Origin of the sequence: Sphingosinithalassobacter tenebrarum (assembly GCF_011057975.1) — a bacterium.
Classification (GTDB): Bacteria; Pseudomonadota; Alphaproteobacteria; order Sphingomonadales; family Sphingomonadaceae; genus Sphingomonas; species Sphingomonas tenebrarum.
The window spans coordinates 1151911-1169736 of sequence record NZ_CP049109.1; the positions used below are offsets into that span (position 1 = coordinate 1151911).

At 64.6% G+C, this 17826-nt stretch carries 20 protein-coding genes; 2 read left to right on the forward strand and 18 right to left on the reverse strand.

The features are described 5' to 3' along the window. Nucleotides 1-218: 218 nt before the first annotated feature. The 9 genes from G5C33_RS05770 to G5C33_RS05805 form a co-directional block, all read right to left on the reverse strand. On the reverse strand, nucleotides 219-905 hold the full coding sequence (locus tag G5C33_RS05770; RefSeq protein ID WP_206518638.1) for a DUF6692 family protein: 687 nt from the start codon (nucleotides 903-905) through the stop codon (nucleotides 219-221). Beyond that, on the reverse strand, nucleotides 902-1390 hold the full coding sequence (locus G5C33_RS05775; protein ID WP_165328725.1) for a DUF305 domain-containing protein: 489 nt from the start codon (nucleotides 1388-1390) through the stop codon (nucleotides 902-904). Before G5C33_RS05775 ends, G5C33_RS05770 begins: the two co-directional genes overlap by 4 nt. Before the next feature lie 245 nt (nucleotides 1391-1635). Then, nucleotides 1636-2541 carry a HipA domain-containing protein gene (locus tag G5C33_RS05780; RefSeq protein WP_206518639.1) on the reverse strand — a complete coding sequence of 302 codons (906 nt, stop codon included), beginning with the start codon at nucleotides 2539-2541 and terminating at the stop codon, nucleotides 1636-1638. A 20-nt stretch (nucleotides 2542-2561) separates the two neighbouring features. Then, nucleotides 2562-3032 carry a HipA N-terminal domain-containing protein gene (locus tag G5C33_RS19525; RefSeq protein ID WP_407698076.1) on the reverse strand — a complete coding sequence of 157 codons (471 nt, stop codon included), beginning with the start codon at nucleotides 3030-3032 and terminating at the stop codon, nucleotides 2562-2564. After that, entirely contained in the window at nucleotides 2935-3180 is a 246-nt protein-coding gene (locus G5C33_RS19285; protein WP_165326345.1) for a helix-turn-helix domain-containing protein, read from the reverse strand. The genes G5C33_RS19525 and G5C33_RS19285 overlap by 98 nt, the downstream gene beginning before the upstream one ends. Before the next feature lie 355 nt (nucleotides 3181-3535). After that, nucleotides 3536-4750 carry an MFS transporter gene (locus tag G5C33_RS05790; RefSeq protein ID WP_165326346.1) on the reverse strand — a complete coding sequence of 405 codons (1215 nt, stop codon included), beginning with the start codon at nucleotides 4748-4750 and terminating at the stop codon, nucleotides 3536-3538. A gap of 32 nt (nucleotides 4751-4782) precedes the next feature. Further along, nucleotides 4783-5655, reverse strand: coding sequence for an SDR family NAD(P)-dependent oxidoreductase (locus G5C33_RS05795; protein WP_228275202.1), 873 nt, complete (start codon nucleotides 5653-5655; stop codon nucleotides 4783-4785). A 154-nt stretch (nucleotides 5656-5809) separates the two neighbouring features. Next, nucleotides 5810-7276 carry an acyl-CoA reductase gene (locus tag G5C33_RS05800; RefSeq protein ID WP_165326348.1) on the reverse strand — a complete coding sequence of 489 codons (1467 nt, stop codon included), beginning with the start codon at nucleotides 7274-7276 and terminating at the stop codon, nucleotides 5810-5812. Further along, nucleotides 7273-8634 (reverse strand): hypothetical protein, encoded by a 1362-nt coding sequence (locus tag G5C33_RS05805; protein WP_228275203.1) that lies wholly within the window; start codon nucleotides 8632-8634, stop codon nucleotides 7273-7275. The genes G5C33_RS05800 and G5C33_RS05805 overlap by 4 nt, the downstream gene beginning before the upstream one ends. A gap of 45 nt (nucleotides 8635-8679) precedes the next feature. Between G5C33_RS05805 and G5C33_RS05810 the strand changes: the two genes are divergently transcribed. Further along, a complete protein-coding gene (locus G5C33_RS05810) occupies nucleotides 8680-9357 on the forward strand; it encodes a TetR/AcrR family transcriptional regulator (RefSeq protein WP_165326349.1) in 678 nt (225 codons plus the stop codon). A gap of 130 nt (nucleotides 9358-9487) precedes the next feature. Here G5C33_RS05810 and G5C33_RS05815 read toward each other — a convergent pair whose 3' ends face one another. The 6 genes from G5C33_RS05815 to G5C33_RS05840 are packed head-to-tail and all read right to left on the reverse strand — an operon-like array spanning nucleotide 9488 to nucleotide 14902. Beyond that, complete coding sequence (locus G5C33_RS05815) at nucleotides 9488-10093, reverse strand: retropepsin-like aspartic protease (RefSeq protein WP_165326350.1); 606 nt, start codon at nucleotides 10091-10093, stop codon at nucleotides 9488-9490. A 49-nt stretch (nucleotides 10094-10142) separates the two neighbouring features. After that, entirely contained in the window at nucleotides 10143-10739 is a 597-nt protein-coding gene (locus G5C33_RS05820; protein WP_165326351.1) for an exopolysaccharide biosynthesis protein, read from the reverse strand. A 37-nt stretch (nucleotides 10740-10776) separates the two neighbouring features. After that, nucleotides 10777-11067 (reverse strand): hypothetical protein, encoded by a 291-nt coding sequence (locus G5C33_RS05825; RefSeq protein ID WP_165326352.1) that lies wholly within the window; start codon nucleotides 11065-11067, stop codon nucleotides 10777-10779. After that, on the reverse strand, nucleotides 11060-13603 hold the full coding sequence (locus tag G5C33_RS05830) for a cbb3-type cytochrome c oxidase subunit I (RefSeq protein ID WP_165326353.1): 2544 nt from the start codon (nucleotides 13601-13603) through the stop codon (nucleotides 11060-11062). Before G5C33_RS05830 ends, G5C33_RS05825 begins: the two co-directional genes overlap by 8 nt. Next, nucleotides 13600-14559 carry a cytochrome c oxidase subunit II gene (locus tag G5C33_RS05835; RefSeq protein WP_228275204.1) on the reverse strand — a complete coding sequence of 320 codons (960 nt, stop codon included), beginning with the start codon at nucleotides 14557-14559 and terminating at the stop codon, nucleotides 13600-13602. Before G5C33_RS05835 ends, G5C33_RS05830 begins: the two co-directional genes overlap by 4 nt. Next, nucleotides 14552-14902, reverse strand: a complete 351-nt coding sequence (locus tag G5C33_RS05840) for a c-type cytochrome (RefSeq protein WP_165326355.1) — start codon at nucleotides 14900-14902, stop codon at nucleotides 14552-14554. The genes G5C33_RS05835 and G5C33_RS05840 overlap by 8 nt, the downstream gene beginning before the upstream one ends. A gap of 99 nt (nucleotides 14903-15001) precedes the next feature. Here G5C33_RS05840 and G5C33_RS05845 point away from each other — a divergent pair, with 99 nt between their 5' ends. Then, the gene (locus G5C33_RS05845; RefSeq protein ID WP_165326356.1) at nucleotides 15002-15709 is read left to right on the forward strand and encodes a c-type cytochrome; all 708 of its coding nucleotides are present in this window, start codon (nucleotides 15002-15004) and stop codon (nucleotides 15707-15709) included. Here the strand turns inward: G5C33_RS05845 and G5C33_RS05850 are convergent. From G5C33_RS05850 to G5C33_RS05860, 3 genes are all read right to left on the reverse strand, one after another. Next, nucleotides 15624-16277, reverse strand: coding sequence for a cytochrome b (locus G5C33_RS05850; RefSeq protein ID WP_165326357.1), 654 nt, complete (start codon nucleotides 16275-16277; stop codon nucleotides 15624-15626). The two genes, G5C33_RS05845 and G5C33_RS05850, sit on opposite strands and share 86 nt — an antisense overlap. Continuing rightward, nucleotides 16277-17002: a cytochrome c oxidase assembly protein gene (locus G5C33_RS05855; RefSeq protein WP_228275205.1), complete on the reverse strand. Its 726-nt coding sequence runs from the start codon at nucleotides 17000-17002 to the stop codon at nucleotides 16277-16279. The genes G5C33_RS05850 and G5C33_RS05855 overlap by 1 nt, the downstream gene beginning before the upstream one ends. 77 nt (nucleotides 17003-17079) lie before the next feature. Next, on the reverse strand, nucleotides 17080-17808 hold the full coding sequence (locus tag G5C33_RS05860) for a ZIP family metal transporter (RefSeq protein ID WP_165326359.1): 729 nt from the start codon (nucleotides 17806-17808) through the stop codon (nucleotides 17080-17082). Nucleotides 17809-17826: the final 18 nt, after the last annotated feature.

Genomic DNA, 17826 nt, shown 5'->3' on the forward strand with positions numbered 1-17826 from the left:
TCGTCGAAGCGCCGCCGGTCTCTGGACCGGCTCGATGGTTCTGCTCGCCGACGGCATCCATATGGCGACGCATGCCGGGCGCACTTGGTGTCGCCGCCGCCCTATCGGCTCACGCCGCGTCATCCCGACAGTCGCCGCTTCACGTTGGAAACACCATTGAGGGCGTGAATTGCGCCGCCTCGAAACTGCTTGCGCGTGCCTTCACCCAGTTACGCATCCTAGTGTCGAGCGCCCAACCGACGGACGTGTCGAGAGGATCGTCGGCCGCGACATGGTCGCCCCCCGGTTTTGATCTCAAGTAGCGCCGCAACGGCGAGTAGCGGAATCAGAGCCGTAGTGCCGAGCGCGGCGCTGGGCCAGGGAGAAGATACGAAGGATCGTGCCTCTCCTTTGACTGGTCTGTCGATACGGCGCGAGCAATCCTCATAGCCGCGAAAGCCGATTTCATCCTCGGCGCCGGGGAGCATGACGATCATTTCGGCCTCGCGGAGACCGTTCGAATCGAATTTGTCGTCCAGCGGCAGGATGGCTACGCGCAGCCCGTCATCGGCAAACATCCCCTCCCGCTGCGCACGCATTGGGATGAGCTTGCCGTTGAGCTTGATCGCGCCCGTTCGATCGAGACCGGTATGCACGAAGGAGGGCAGTCCCACGCGCGTCAGTCGAATGCTGCACATGCCCTCCGGCCCGCCCAGGCTGGCAATGTCCGCGTCGGTCATCGTTTCGGGCTGTACGGCCGCGACGGCAACTCCTGAAAGCGCCTGAGCGGCAGGCGTCCGGGGCGCCGGGCTCGGCGCCGCGTCGACTTGCGCCTCGCGGTCGTTGCCCGGGGCGGTGTTGCGGTTACAGCCGCCAAGCGCGATCAGCGGCAGCGCGGCGACGACGAGCAGCGTCAGGCGGATCATCGTGCTGCCTCCCTCGGCGCTTTCAGTTCCTCCTCGCGCGGCATGCGCTCGCTTGTGCGCACGCCGTTCCGCTCGATATCCTCGATCAGATATCTCATCTCGGCGATTTCGCGCCGCTGGGCGACGATGATGTCCTTGGCGAGCTCACGGACGCGCGGATCGCGGATATGCGCCCGTTCGCTCGTCATGATCGCGATCGAATGGTGCGGGATCATCGCCTTCATATATTCGCTGTCGTCGATGGTGGTCTGGCTACGTACCAGCCAGAGTGCGATCCCGAATACCGTGACAGCGACCGCGAGGATGATATAGTTTTTGGTGCGGTTGCGATACATCGACCACATGAAGAGCAGCATGACGACCATCATCGCCGCACCCATCACGAACGCCATCCAAAAGCGCGTCTCACTAAATAATATGTGATCGCTGCTATAGGTATTGAAGTACATCAGTACGAACATGACGAAGGTCGACGTAGCGATCATCGCCATGAAGCGGCGGTACATACCGCCGTCCTGCTCTTGATCGCGCTGCTCCTCGGTCAAGATTTGTCCTCCAGTACGCTTGCTAGAACCAAGTCACGTAACGCCAAGTTGTTCCCGTAACGGGTCTGTAGAGGTGTGCTATTCGCTCCTGGTCCATCAGGCTGCGCGGACGGCGAGACCCTGTTGCGGTCCGCAGGATGCGCGGTTTCGTCGATACGAAGCAGGCCGGCCCATTGGGCGCTTACTCACATCAGATCGATACGTTCGATCCGCTGCCGGATGGCGACGCCGATCGGATCGATCAAGGCTGCCGGCACGCTGTCGGGCATCGCGGCCGCTGCGGCTACGAACGCTCGCTCGGCGATAGTGCTGAGCTCGTGCAAGATCGTGCGCGTGGCTTCCTGGTCATAGCCCGCGCGAATGGCCAACTGGAGAAAGTGGTGCGGCGCGATTTCGTCGGGACGGTACCGGCGGTGGTCGCCGATCGCCATGACGAGCCGCAGCTGGCGTTGGTTGATCTGGTGCGCCGCGAAGCTCGGCTCGGCTGAAAGCACATCATATAGCGGCGTGGCCGTGAAGCGGCCTCCTGGCAACAGGAAGATGCTGAAATTCTTGGCGTGACCGTCGCTGGCGCCGATTAGCCAGAAGGCGATGATCGTCTTCATCAGCATCCGCCTATCGATGTCGGGCCGGTCACTCCCGGCGAACAGCCGCCTGATATCGGCAACACCCGTGGCGCCATGATCCTCATATTTTCGCGTCGGCGGGACCGACAATGCCTGGCAGACGTCTTGCTGCGGACGGCGAAGCAGGCGCCCATCGCGTGCCCAGAGCCGATCAAAGCGTTCGACGATCAGCACCGGCTGCTCCTCGAAACGGGCGATTTCGCTTGGCGGCACCGGAAGTCCCAAAGCAGCGAGGAAGGTAAGGCAGAGATTCTCGTTCTCGGCGCTGTTGGAGAGGTCGATGCCGTTCGGCAGTTCGCCGATCCGGGGCTTGAAGATATGCGTCGTGGCGGTCGTGCCCAGTGGTTTGTGCCAGCGATCCTGCCACCACAGCAAAGCGGTCTTTTCCTGGGCCCCGGCGATCGAGATGCGGAAGGCGTCGTCCGGTTCGAGCCCCAGCGGCGCCCTGCCGAGGTTACGCAGCATCGCGGCGATATCCGCGTCGTTCAGGGGCTCGGCTTCGATCGCGCCGGCAGGTGCGGTGCTTCGTCTTCGGGAAGAAGCTGTAAGGCGCCGACGCAATCGCGGCCTATCGCGGCGAGCAGGCTGCAGAAGTCGGTGCCCTTCGTTCCGAAGCGCGCGGCGATGCGGCGGCGGATATCGTCATTGTCGGAAGGCAGATTGTCGAAGACTGCGGTAACGGCGGCGCCGGAATAGGTGTGGTGTTGAGTGGGAGTGAGAGCGAAGCCGGCTGTGTATGTTCCCCTGCGAGCCAGTCCGGAGCGTAGCGAAACCCGACCGCCCCGTTGGCGGCCCTGGAGCGAAGCCCGGCCTGGCGGCCGTTCAGGACAACGCGCAGTGTCGAAGACCTGTGGGCCATCAGAAGATGTCGTCCAGTGCCGGGGCGGATTGGCTGCGCTCCCGCAGTTCGAATTCGAGCTTGAGGAAGGTGAGTATGGCGAACAGCGTTTTGAGATTTGCGCCTTCGCCTTTCTCGAGGTTCGAAATCGTCGCCTGTCGAAGATTGGTTCGCGCGCCCAATTCCTTCTGCGTAAGCCCGGCGGCGCGTCTTGCCCGGCGCAGTGCGCTGCCGAGCGTCTGGGGGGACCGGATGATTGCGCGCATAACTGAGCCCAATAAGTTTTTCCGTATCGATGTCCGTGCAAGTCAAATCTTTCCGATCGATAAGAATGGGCCTGGGATATGCGCAAGGGGTGGTTGAACTTATCGATCGGTAAGCAAGTCGGCCTTTTACTGGCTGGGCAGGGACCGCGTCTCGCTGCTCAACCGAGCCTGGCATCGGCCATGTCTCGTCGCCGTATTTCACGATGAATAGCGGTGAGAGCGGCGCGCCCGGCCAGCCTGCCGAGCCAAAGTCCACGCTAGCCCCTGCTCGAGTCCGATAGTGCCGACCGTTATCGACTTGATGCGACGCTGGGTCTAGGGGACCTGAAGTTGGTAAACGATATCCGTGACTACATCAGCTTTGCCGCGCGTCTTCCGTCCGGGCGGATGTCCGTCCGATGAGTACGAAGAAGGTCGCGCCCACCAATGTGGAGACGCTGGCGACATACAGGAAAGCATCATAGTTGCCGGTCGAACCGACGATCCAGCTCATCAACAGGGCCCCCACGGCCGATCCGGTCAGCACCATCGTCGTCAGCAGGCTGAGAAGCAGGCTGAAATTCTCCAGATGGAATTTTCGGCTGATCAGGAAGGCGCCGATATCGGCCTCGGCGCCTTGCGCAAATCCGACGATGGACATGGCACCGACAAGGACCGGAAGCGAAGTGACCTCCCCGACGAGCAGGAAATAGCCGATGGCAGGCAGGCCGAGCGCCGCCAGCGCGACGATGTGCGCAGGCATCCTGTCGAGTGCGAGACCGCTGGCGAAGCGCCCGACGATGACGCCGACGGCATAGACCGACATCATCCACGTCGCGGTCTGGTTCGTCACGCCGCCGTCCATGAGCACCAGTTTCAACTGCGAAGTGGCAAAGGCCTGCGGCAGATTGACGAGCAACATGCCGATCAGGATGAGGATGAGCGTCGGATGCTTTAAAAACTGCCCGAACTGCGCCCAGCTCAGTCTGGAAGGGGGCGGAGGCGGGCCTTCGCGGCGCCGATGCCGGCCCATCAGCAATATTGCGGTCAGACCGCCGGCGCCGGTGACGAGCCCCAGCGCCCCGTACGCGGCGCGCCAGCCATGGTCGTCGATCAGCCCGCCGAGCAAGGGCGCGGCGATCGCGCCGAACAAGGGCGGCGGCGTCATCAGCAGCGATAGCGCGATGCCCCGCGCGCGATCGAATTTTTCGACCACCACCCGGGCGAAGACCAGCGACGTGGTGAGAATGCCGAATATGTGCTGGACGATATATATTGCGAAAAATTCGGTGAGATTTCCGCTCATGAACATATAGGCAAAATAGCCCAGGGTCATGCCGGCGAAGCCCACGCTGGCGGCGAGGCGGGTACCGAAACGGTCGGTCAGGCGCCCCGCGACGGGCACGAGGATGCCGGTCAGGAGGGGCAGCGAGCCGACCAGCGCGAATTCGGCTTTCGACCAGCCGAATTCCTCGAGCAGCGGCGGACCGAACAGGCTCAGCGTATAATAGCTGAGCGCCGATCCCAGGCCGACGCCGATGGCGGCGGACAGAAACCTTTCCCAATGCGTCCCGAATTCACGAAGATACATGCTGCTGCCCCTTCCCCTGGTGAGGTGCGGGGCTACGCATTGTGCGCCATGACCTGTTCCACGGCGGCTTCGCTGGCGGCCCACAGGCGGCGGGCCGCCTCGTCGTCGCTGCCCTGAGGGGCGGCTTCCGCCTCGGCCTTGTCGAAGAAGAAGCGGGCCGTTGGAAAACCGGCTTCGGGTGCGGTCGCCATCCAGACCAGCGTCTCGGCGGGCTTTTGCGGCGGATCGCAATCCGCTGCCGTCATGTGGCTGCGCAGGGTCTGATCGCCATGGCTGGCGAAATTGCTGTCAACGCGTCCTGGATGCATGCTTTGCGCGACGATGCCGTCGTCGGCGACACGCCGCGCGAGTTCGCGCGTGAACAGGATGTTGGCCAGCTTCGCCTGGCAATAAGCGGCATTCGCATCGAAGTCGTCGCCGAGGTTGAAGTCGTCCCAGTTCATTCCGGGACATCTGTGGTGGGCAAGCGAGCTGACGGCGATAATGCGCACCGATCCGGCTGGTGCCCCGGCGGCAGTGCGTTCGAGCGTGGGAAGCAGCGTCCGCGTCAGTTCGAACGGGCCGAGATGATTGGCGGCAAAGGTTGCTTCCACGCCCTCGGATGTTTCGTAATAAGCGTCCCGAACGCCCCCCGCATTGTTGATGAGAACATGAATTTCGGGCGCCAGCCGGGCAATCTCCTCGCCCAGCCGGCGGGCCTCGGCCAATTCGGAGATGTCGGCCGTCAGGAAGTCGACGTCTCCCCCCTCCGCCGCAGCAGCAGCAATGGCGGAGCGGGCCGCCTCGCAGCGCTCAGGCGTGCGTCCGGCGGCGATGACGTGCCAGCCGCGCGCGGCGAACATCTTGGCGGCTTCCAGTCCGATGCCCGAACTGGCACCGGTAATGACCACGGTTTGCTGTGCCATGTTCACAGCCTCCTCTCACTCATTTGTCGGCGCGCCGGTTTTTCCGGCTTTGCGCACTCATGGCAAAAGAAACTCATGAGTATACTTATTTTCTTCGGCGGCATGTCCGCCAGTGAGGCGCCCGCCTTGCGGCGGGAGGCCTTAATCGTGACCCTTATTCCAGCGTTCCGCTCATATCGCCCTGCGCGCTATCCGCGCCGGCGCGCGTGCCGTCCTCATGCGCCATCCATTGAACGAAGCGCTGGAGCGGATACATCGCGTCATGCGGATTGCCGATCGTGCTCGGTCCGCCTTCGCCCAGCCGCACGATGCGCTGCGCGCCGCCGCTGGCCAGCCGGTCGCGATAGTCGTCCATGCGGTCGAAGGGGTAGAAGCCGACCGTCTGCGTGGCGACATTGACGAACCGCATCGCATCGTCGAGCGAGTCCACGCGGACGACATTGGCGGTCTTGTTGATCGGATGGAAATCGACCGGTTCTTCGGACCGCACGACGACGCCCGACCCATCGAGCTTGCCCCAGACGCGGAATTCATCGTCGAGGAAAGACAGCGTTTCGATCTGTTCGCGCATATCGGGGTCGAGGGCACGCTTGTCACCCGACGCGGCCGCGCGCTTGACGATGGCTTGGTGAAGCGCCTTGCCGAAGCGGTCGACCTGCTCCTCGCTGCCTTCGACGAACTGGAAACGGCTGGCGACGCAGGCTTCCTGGTTCAGGATCATCACGTCGTCGGCGGCGAGTTCGGCGGCTTGCCGCATCGCTTCGTCGGACGCGAAGGCTTCGCGCCCGACCATCGAGATCGAGGTCTTGGGGTCGAAGGAGACGAGCTGCAGGCCCGGCCCCAGATATTTGATGACATTGTCGATGGCATCGCCGCCGCCCCAGGCGACGATCCGGTCGAAATATTGCGGCCGGAATATAATGGGTTCGACCATTTCGTCGCCACCGCGCCAATAGGCGGCGGACATGGATTGGACGATCGGGTGCCCGGCGTCGATGTCGGCCATCGTGCGCAGGATCGCCACGGTGGTGAACGGATCGCTCGACGACATCTTGAACAGGTTGAACGCCTTGACGAGCGCGCCCTGGGCAATCGACTTTACCGCCACGCCCGGCGAGTTTCCGGGCAGGACATGGACAAGGCGCGGGGCGAAGGCGCGCACATAGCTCTTGCGGCCGGTGAAATCCTCCTGCGGCACCCATTCATCGAGCACGCGCGGATCGTGGAAGTTGCGCTCGACCGTGGTCTTGAGCAGGTCCCGGTTGAGATAGGCGGCGGCGGTCGCGACCTGCATCTCCAGAACCTGGCGCGGCAGGATATGCGTGTTGCACATCCGCTCGACCACTTCGCTCATATAGGGATTGGCGGGGTCCGCCATGCGCCGGCCGGTTTCGACGAGGAAGTCGATGATTTCATCGAGCGGCATGTTGAGCAGCGGCGGCAACTCGTGGCGCGGCAGGATCGCCTTGTCGAGGTCGAGATCGGGCGTCGCGAATTCCACGCCCAGGTCGCGCGAGCGGTGGTTCGCGGCTGTGCCTTCGACAAGGTCTCCGCGCAGGAAAAAGGGCGCGCTGATGACCGCTTCGTCCGCGGTCTGACTGTTGTCGCTCATCACGTTCATGACATTCCCCGTACATAAGCGTCGACGGTACCCGCGCAGCCAATCTTGTCGTCGCCTTCCTGAAGATCGGAATAGCGCACGATGTCGTCGCGGATCGACGGGCCGCGCGCGCCGCAGGCGCAGGGCGAAAAGTCGATGGCGATGCGGTCGCCCGAGATGACGCCGCCCCAGCGCCCGTCGATCGACAGGTCGAAAAAGGCCGCACGCCCTTCATATTCGCCGTCCTGAATCGGAAGCAGTTCATTGCCTTCCTTGTCGAGGATCAGCGGCACCACCCAGGGCGGGATGTGATAGCGGCCGCCCTTCTGGCAGCGCGGCATGCCCGAATGCAGCTCCTGCATCGAATAATTCTGATAATTGCGTTCGGGCCGGATGTTGAACGTGCCGTAGACATATTCGCGATAGTCGTCGGGCAGCGTCGCGCCTTTCAGCCCGCCGCCGACATAGATCGAATTTTCCGGGTGAAAGTCGTCGGCGGCAAAGCCCATGTCGCGCACGGCGCGCGCAACCTCGTAGAGCGAAGCCCACATGCCGGTAACGTGCAGCCGCTGCTTGCGCGCTTCGACGAGTTCGCGCGCGGCAATACCCACCGCGTCCTCGACGGCTTTCTTGCGTGCTGCCGACGTTGCTTCATATTCGGCCAGCTCGTTGGGCCGCGCGGTGCCTTCGGCGATCTTCTTGCGCAGCACCACCATGCGGGTCAGGCTGCCGACCGTGATCGGCGGAATGGGATAGACGAACGGCTCGCTGGCCGGGTCCTGAAGCGTCGCGCGATAGGCCTCGCCGGTGACATTGTTGCGCGCGACGCTGGCGGCGGGACCTGTCCCGAATATCCGGCGATCGCGATTCAACGGAACGCCCGAGCCCCAGCTATAGGCCTGCGGCGCCTCCCGCCGGATCCAGTCCATATCGGCTTCGGAGGCGACCAGCATGGCCGACTTGCCCGTGGTCCCGCTGGAGCAGGATACATAGACGCCCCGCTCGGCAAGCTGCGCGACCCAGTCGTCGATGTCGGCAATCGCATCGGTGTCGAGTTGCGGCACGGGATGCGTGGAGACGGTGTTCAGCCACTTGCCAAGCCGGTCCCAGCGTTCGTCCAGCAGGAAGCTTTCAGGATAGCTCTTATAGGCGGTGTGCGGCAGCAGCAGCGGAACGGCATCTTCGAGGCGGGAAATCGCATCGACGCCCTCATCCTCGGCGCGGCGTTTCACCAGCGGGATGGCGTCGCGGCGCTGCTCGAAACGCTCCTGCATCGCCTCGGTCTGGGCCTGGCGAAGCTCAGCGTGCGGAATGTCGTACCGATTGTGGTCATCGACCAGCCCGGTTAGGCGACGTGTCTGGGGACCGATGGAGGGCATACTCTCTTCCTGGTTCGATCATTAAAGGTAATTTATAGTACCATTATGAAAAACGGCGCCCAGAAAAGCAAGCCGGCAATATCCGATGCGCAGGAAAAGCCGTCGCGGCGCGGGCGACCGACCCGCGAGCAGGCGCGCCAGCGCCATGCCGAACTGCTTTCCACAAGCTTCGATCTGTTTCTCGAAAAAGGGTATGAAGGCGCCACGATGGACGACGTCGCCGCCGCGCTCGGCATGTCGAAACGCACGATCTACAGCTATTATGACGACAAGGAGGCGCTTTTCCGGGCGGTCGTATCGCGCGCCATTGCCGACTATACCGTCGACCGCGAGGCGCTGGAGAGATTGCGCAGCGATGATCTTCGCGAGACGCTGATGCGGGTCGGGCGGCTGCGCATTTCCAACATGGCGAACCGCAACGCGATCGGGCTTCAGCGGATTCTGACCGCTCAGGCTGCGCAATTTCCCGATCTGTTTCGGCAGGCTTTCGAGGAAGGGGTCGGCCCCACGATCGCGTTCCTCATCGCCCTTTTGCGCGACCATGCGGGGCGCGGCGAGATCAAGGTCGAAAATCCGCGACTTGCGGCGACGACATTTCTCAGCATGACCGCCGGGGGCGCGGTGCGCACGATGGTGTCGGGACAGCCCCTGTCTCAGGACGATATCGAAGAACGCCTTCGTTTCTCGGTCGACTTGTTTCTGAACGGTATAGCCGGACGTTGACCTTTGGTCTGGAAAACCGCTGGCCCGGGCACAGTGCCAAGCGCACTTGGGGCACAGAGGCCGGTGCTCCAGGGGCAAGGCGTCGCGTTAGGGCCGGGACAACGGGTAGACCGGTATGGCGGTCTGCGGGTTAAGCCTCAGCTTCGGGGCTGCATTGCCCTGCCGGAACCGGCGCCGGGTCGCTATCTTCTTCGATCAAATAGAGCATCGATCGGCTGACATCGATGACCGCGCGATGCTCGGTCAGGACATCTTGCCCTATAATGCCTGCCACGTCGCTGTTGGTCGCCTGCCCGAGTGCGGAGAGCATCGGGCCCAGGTCGGCGCTGACGATATTGTCCTGCCGGATCGTGACCGGGGCGATGACGAAACTGTCGACCATCGCCTGCCGGGCATTGCCTGCGCCGGCGATTGATCGCGCGCCCAAGCTGGAAAGGACACCGGATGATTTCACGAGTCCGAACCGCTCCGCATGCGCATCGTCGATGACGCTGACATTGGCACCGGTATCGACCACGAAACCGGCGGCGTTGCCGTTGATGGCCGCCTCCACCAGATGGTGCCCGGTCGAGACTTCGCGTAGCGGAATCGCCGTGAAACCGAGCAGGCAAAGCGCATGGTCGACCGTGCCCGCTTCGGTCAGGCGGTATTCGACCGTCCGGTTCGAGCCGCTCGGCAATTGCTCGCAACCGGCGGTGGCGAGCAATGCGGACAGAATGGCGATGTTGCGCTTCATCGCTCTCCAATCGCCGGGCAATCGCATCGGTTCCTGACTGCCTTCGGCTTCAGGCGACTTCCGAGCCCACCAGCCCGAAGCCGACGCCCAGCGCCACCATGGCGAGAATTCCTGCGATCGCCATCAGAAATCCGTCGCGCACGAGCAATGCGAGACCGAACGCCGCAATCGCCGCCATCGGCGCAGTGCTGGCAAAGGGCAACAGTTCGAGCGGGGGGACCGTGCAGGCAAGCAGGATCACGATCGCCGCCGCAATCCGCGGGATCGGCGGACGCGTCAGCGCCGGCAAGCGGCCGTGGAACCAGCGATCTAGGAACCGGGCGGTTCCGCGCAGCTTCGCCGTGGCTTCGCAAAGCTTGCCCGAAGAGAGGCGCCGCCGCTCGATAAAGCCGGGCAGCCAGAGATGATCATGCCCGATCAGTATCTGTACCGCGAAGGTGATGATGATCGCCGCCAGAAAGGTCGGCACGCCCGGTATGCCGCCGACCGGCGTAATTTCGAGAAGCGCGGGAACGAGCAGGACCGGCCCATAGCCGCGCCGGCCGAGGCCGGCGAGGAAATCGCCGATCGATACCGTGTCAGCATCTTCGGTGAGCCGTTCGAGTTCGTCGAGGACATCGCCAACGCTATGGGGATCCGTATTCACTGCGAGAGAACGGCAGGCGGAGCGCCGTTGTTCCGCGCTAGAGCAGCAGCGGCGGGAGTGTCTGCAGGACGATGGCGAAGCCGGCGATGGCGCGCGCGCTTCGCGCGAGAGTGCTTTCCTGTGGTCCGATGCGGCGATGGAAAAGGAAGAGCGTGCCCAGCGCTGCGAGGCAGGCGAAACTCGCGATCCAGCCGTCGACCGGGTGGTCTGGAGCCACCAGCGCGACGGCGTAGACGACGATGAAATGCGCCGCCCAGACGAGGAAGGCAAAGGCCAGCGCGCGCCAGTTGGCGCGGCGGCTGATATCCTCGCGCTCCGCCTCAGCCACCGGGAAACAGCCTCGGCACCAGCGCGAAGACGAGGCCCTGGATCCCTGCAAAGCCGATGAACCGGCCGACGATGTCCATCGTCACGTTGGTCGGCGTGGTGAGCAGCCCGCGCGCCTCGCGAAAGGCGAGATAAGTGACCATGATCACCGCGACCACGACGACCTGTCCTTGCAGCGCCATGAGCATGAAGATGCTGGCTCCCTGACTGGTGGCGGTGGCGACCAGCCCGGCGCCCTGCCAGCCGGTGATGTCCCACCAGAGCGCCAGCACCAGCGCGGCAGCGCCGAAAGCCTGCACCACCCAGGGGAAATTGCCCGGCTTGCGCCCAGCCTTTGCCGCCAGTGCCCTGCGCCCCGCCCAGCCGAGCAGCACCGCCAGCGCGCAGAGCGCCGCGATCCCGGCCGTCTGAAGCAGAGGCGGCGGCGCGACGGTCCAGAAATCGGTGTGGACGCCATAAAGGTAGAGATAGGCGAAGATCGCCATGAAGCCGATCATCCCGAACACTACCATCAGCACGTTGAGCGCCCACCAGCTATGGCTGTGCCGGCCGGTGATCGCGATCGGCAGCACGATGCCCGCGCCGACATCGACCTCTTTGCGGGCATGCGGCGGATCGGTTTCCCACAGCCAGCGCAGCACCGCGCCGAGTGCCAGCACCCCGGAAACCGCCGCGAAGCCATAGGCCTGCACCGTCAGCGCGAGGAAAAAGCCCGCAGTGAACACCGCTGCCGCCAGCGGCCAGGGCGACGGGCCGGGCATGAGCTGGAGATATTGCGGCTCGGCCTTGATTGGCGAGGTGATCAGCGTCTCGCGCGTGCCGGTCGGTGCATTGGGCAGGAAATAGCGGCCCTCTTCGACATGTTCGCAGATGTCGGGATCGTCCCATAGCGGCTCGCGCGAGCGCACCAGCGGGATCGATCGCGTCGAATACATGCCCGTCGGCAGCCACTCGAGCGTGCCGCCGTGATAGACGTTACCGGCATCTTCGCCGCGGGCGATGAAGCGGAAATTGCGCAGGCAATCGATCAGGAATAGCAGGATTCCCGCCGCCAGCACGAACGATCCGATCGTTGAAGTGAGGTTGAGCAGATCGAGCCCGCGCCCGGGCAGATAGGTGAATACGCGGCGCGGCATGCCCATCAGCCCGGTAAGGTGCATCGGCAGGAAGGTGATGTGTAGCCCGGCGAACATCAGCCCGAACACCCATTTGCCCAGCCGGTCCGACAGCGGGCGGCTGCTCGTCATCGGCGTCCAGTAGTAAAAGGCGGCGAACATCGGGAACACCATCCCGCCCATCAGCACGTAATGAAGGTGGGCGACGACGAAATAGGTGTCATGCGCCTGCCAGTCGAACGGCACCATGCCGAGCATCACGCCGGTGATGCCGCCCATGGTGAAGATCACGACCGATCCGACGACGAACAATGCAGGCGCGTTCCACCGGATTTTCCCGCTGGCTAGCGTCGCGATCCAGCAGAAGACCTGAATGCCCGCTGGCAGGCTCACCGCCATGCTCGCTGCCGAGAAATAGCCCGCCGACACGCGCGGAATGCCGGTCGCGAACATGTGATGCGCCCAGACGCCGAAGCTGATGAAGCCGGTCGCCACGAGCGCCAGCACATTGAGCCGATAACCGATCAGCGGCGTCTGCGCGACGGCGGCGACCATCATCGACATCAGCCCGGCGGCGGGGATGAAGATGATGTAGACCTCCGGGTGTCCGAAGAACCAGAAGAGATGCTGCCAGAGCAGCGGATCGCCGCCGCGCAGCGCATCGAAGAACGGCCAGTTGAACGCGCGCTCGATCTCGAGCAGCAGCGTACACAGGATCACGGCGGGAAAGGCGACGACGATCATCACCGCGAAGACCAGCATGGCCCAGGCGAACATCGGCATCTTGTCGAGCGTCATCCCGGGAGCGCGCGTGCGCAGCACGCCGACGATGATCTCCACCGCCCCGGCGATCGCCGAGATTTCGATGAAGCCGATGCCAAGCAGCCAGAAATCGGCGTTGATGCCCGGCGAATAGGTGGTCGAAGTGAGCGGCGGATACATGAACCAGCCGCCGCTGGGGGCCAGCCCGACGAACAGCGAGGCGAAAAAGCACAGGCCGCCGACGAAATAGGCCCAGAAGGCGTAGGCCGAAAGTCGCGGGAAAGGGAGGTCGCGCGCCGCCAGCATCTGCGGAAGGAGCATGACGCCCAGCGCCTCCACCGCAGGCACGGCGAACAGGAACATCATCACCGTGCCGTGCATGGTGAAGAACTGGTTGTACGTTTCCATGCCGAGGAATTCCTGCATCGGCGCGGCGAGCTGGACGCGCATGCCGAGCGCGAGCACGCCGGCGAGCAGGAAGAACAGGAACGCCGTCGCGACATACCAGAAGCCGACATAATTGTTGTTGACCGCCGTAATCAGCGAAAAGCCACGCGGTGCATCCCAGATGCGGTTGAGCTCGTCGATTTCGCCGTCGGGTCGCGGCTCCTTCGTCGGAAACCGTGCGTACAGTTCGGGATCGAAGCCGGTTTCGCTCACCGCTGTGTTTCCAGCCAGATCGCGATCGCTTCGATCTCCTCGGCGGAGAGCATGTCGTAACGCGGCATGCGATTACCCGGTTTGATCGATTGGCTGTCGCCGATCCAGCCCATCATCGTGCCGCGATGGTTGGGCAATATGCCCGCGCCCAGCGTCGCGCGGCTGCCGACATGGGTGAGGTCGGGGCCCGCCAGTCCGTTGGCCTGCGTTCCGGCGACGCGGTGGCAGCCGGCGCAGCCTTCATCCATGAACAGCGCGCGCCCGCGCGCCGCCGCTCCGGCCGGGGGTGAGGAGGCGGCCTGCAGCCGCGCGCGGCGGGCGGCTACCCATTGGTTCCACGCCTCGGGCTCGTGGGCGATGACCACGAAGCCCATCAGCGCATGCGGTCCGCCGCAATATTCGGCGCAGACGCCGCCGAACTGACCCGGCCGATCGGCCTGGATGCGCAGCAAATTGGTGCGACCGGGGATCATGTCCATTTTGCCCGACAGATTGGGCACCCAGAAATTGTGGATGACATCGGCCGATTCGAGTTCGAGCACCACCGGATGGCCGACGGGGATGTGGATCTCGTTCGCGTCGAGCATCTCGGTGTTGCCGGCGGGATCGAGATAGGCGACGCGAAACCACCACATCTCGCCGGTGACGCGAACGCGCATTTCCTCGCCGCTGATCGGCCTGGTCAGACTGGCGGTGAGCAGCAATCCCCAGACGAGCAGCGCGACCAGCACCACCGCCGGAAAGGCAATGCCGCCGATCCAGACGGCGTGCTCGCCACCCAGCTTCGCGCGCAGCCCGGGCGAGCCCTTGACTGCGATCCACAGTGCGACGACCACGACGCCGCTGACGAACACGCCGAGCCCGAACAACACCCAGGCGAGCAGCGTCACGCTGTCGGCATAGGGGCCTGCCGGATCGAGTACCGGCGGCGGCCATCCCCACACGGCGTCAATCATCGTCCTGCCCGTAGAGATAAGTGGCGACCGCGCGCGCATCGGCTTCGCTGATCGGCATGGCAGGCATTGTCGAATCGGGGCGAACCGAGCGCGGATCGCGCACGAAGGTGGCGAGTGTGGCGATGCTGGCGGGGCGCGACCCGGCGATGAAACCGATATCGTCGTAATTCATAAGAGATGGCCCCAGCTTCCCGCGCGGCCATGCAACGCCCGGAATTTCGTGGCATGCGCCGCATCCGGCCTGTGCGATCACTTGCTTGCCTCGCGCCATGGTGGATTGGTCGCCGATATGCCGGCTTTGCGGGGGTGGTTTGCACGCAGCGAGCGCGGCGAGCACAGTCATTGCCGGTCCGACCAGGCATCGGTGATGCAAATCCCGCCTCCCGTTCGCGCGCCCATCCCGATGGGAACCAGTGCGCGCGCGCAATGTTCCCGTGAGGCAATGAAAGCGCGCGCACCCGACATCCCCAAGCCGATCGGTATCGCAGCTCTGGTGGCGCTGCTCGCCGGATGCAGTCCCGAACCGGTGGAAAGTCCCTTTTCGCGAAGCGGCGAAATGATCGCGCTGTCGGGGGGCGATGCCGGCGCGGGCGGCGCCTGTTTCACCTGTCACGGACGCGAGGGAGAAGGCGACGGCAATCTCGTGCCACGGCTCGCCGGGCTCGACTCCGGATATCTGGCGCGTCAACTCGAGCTGTTCGCCACCGGCCAGCGGCACGACCCGCAAATGTACGCGATTGCCAAAAGGCTGAGCGGTGAGGACCGCTTACGGGCGGCGCGATACTATGCCGCGCTGCCTTGGCCGTCCGAGGGCGGCGAGGCCGTCGCCGCGAGGGCAAGCTGCGGGCCCACCTCGGCGAGGTTGCTCTATTTCGAAGGCGATGCGAGCCGCGGCTTGGTCGCCTGCGCGGCCTGTCACGGCGAGGACGGCGCCGGGCGCGGCCCCGGCAATCCGCCGCTGGCGGGACAGCCCGCGCCCTATATTGCCGAACAGTTGCGCAAGTGGCGGTCGGGCGAACGTTATGGCGATCCCGGTCATGTGATGCACGATGTCGCGCTGGAGCTCAGCGCGCGCGAGGTGCGGGATCTTGCTGCACTTGCTCCGGCTCCGGCGTCTCGTAATCTGGAATCTCCGGCAATATGCCCCTGACCACGTCGTCGCGTGCGAAGAAGTGATGATTGAGCGCTGCGCCCACATGCAGCGGAATGAGCAACGCAAGGCCCACCACGCCGGCAAGATGCAGCCGCCGCGCCAGATCGAGCACTTCGCGCTGCCATGCCGGTGACAGGTCGTAAAAGGGCATGGCGGGCAGGGGGATGATGCCCGCCAGGCTGAGCGGTTCGGCGGGTTGGATCGCCGACCACATGCACCAGCCGCTGAGGGGCAGCAGCGCGAACAGGCCGTAAAAGGCAAGCTGTGTCCATTCCGCTGCCGAGCGTTGCCACGCAGGCGACTGCGCGTCATTGGTCGGATCCATCACGAGCAGCCGCCAAAGCCCGCGCAGGATCGCCATCGCCAGAATCAGAAAGCCGATTTCGCTGTGCTGCGCATAGGCGGCGAGCTTGTCGCCGCCCACCGGCAGGCGGCTCATCCGCCAACCGCTGTAGAGCTGATAGAGCGCCAGCCCCGCCATGATCCAGTGGAACCACACCCCGACGGGGCTGTATTTGCCGGTACGCGTATAGCTTTCGGCCCAGTCGCGGATCGCTCCGAGCATCAGGCGAGCGCGCGCGGGCGCAGTGCGCCGTAGAGCACTACCATAGCCGCGAGCAGATAGACTGCCGACGCCGGCGCCCACATGATGATGCCCGCAATCTGCTGATCCTCCAGCGGCGCCAGGCCCCAGGCCTGAGTCGTCAGCCAGTGCGGCGCGTAGAGCGCGCTGCCGGCGAAGACGATCAGCGCGCCGAGCACGCCCATTGCCACCGTCGTCGCCAGCAGCGCCACGACCGAGGCAGCAGCGGGCGCGCGGACAACTTTCGCCCACCACAATGCGGCGGTGCCGGTGATGCTGATCTGCATCGCCCAGAAGACCATGTCGGAAGACAGGGCAGCGGCATAGAGCGGCGGCGCATGCCACAGCCAGAAAGTGAGCGCATGCACGGCGGTCCAGATCGTCAGCGATCCGGGGAGGGCGCGTCGCTGCAAGGCAAGCGCGGCAGTGACCAGCGGGGCGAGCAGCGCGGCGAGGATCAGATCATGGACGATGCGCACGGTGAACAGTGCCGACCCCATCGCGCAGAACGGACTGACGAACAGGAACAGCGTGACGCCCAGCGCACCCCAGGCCGCGCGCGAATCGCCGCCGCGCGACCAGTGCCGCCAGGCAAGCGCGGCGAGCAGCAGCGCGACGAGCAGCACCGGATCGAAATTCCAGCGCAGCCAGCCCTCGGGCGTGGGGCCGATGCCGCAATAGGGCGTCCAGATTCGCTCGGTCATCATGCTCCCCGTTCCGGCCCTCATACGGCCGGTTCGCTACCAACGCGTCGGGCCTCGGCTAGTTGCCCAACGCTGGGCGATCACGCACCGAGATAAGCTGAGCCTAGCAGGAGCAGCACAAACCCCAACGCAAAGGCAGGGCTGGAGAGCCGGCGGGGCGCTTCGGGCGCGTCCGCCTCGGGCACCAGTTCCTCGATGGTGGCGACCAGCAACAGTCCCGCCAGAAGGGCCAGAATGAAGCCGATCACGGGATCGGGCGCTTCGCGCAGCGCCACGAAGCCGAGTACAGCCATCAGCGGCGCGGCTGCCGGAAGCGCCAGCAGCGCGATCCGGCGCGGGCGTTTCTCGAGGCCTCCAGCGCGCAGCGAACTGGCGACGGCAAAGCCGCCCGGCATGTTGGCCAGCAGTTGCGACAGCGCGAGCAGGAAGCCCAGTCCCGCCGAAATCGTACTGCCGCTGCCGGTGAACAGACCGTCGGTGCAAAGATCGATCAGCACGACGCTATAGGCGCCCCATGCGCCGCCCGCCCCGGTGCGCGCATCCATCCATCGCTCGAGCTTGCCGGTCATGCGCGCCAGCAGCAGCGACAGGCCGCTGCCGATCATCACCGCCGCCGCGATGATCCATTCGCCGGTCCGTTCCTGCGCGCGGGGGATCAGGTCGATCGCGACCAGCGCCATCGCGAACCCGGCGGCGGCATGCAGCATCGCGCCCCGCATCGCGCGCGAAGGCGGCTTCCATTCGGCGAGCAAGATGCCCGACAGCGTACCCGCTGCGGGCAGCAGCGCCATCAGGGCGACGGTCAACACCTGCGCAAGCATCATGTT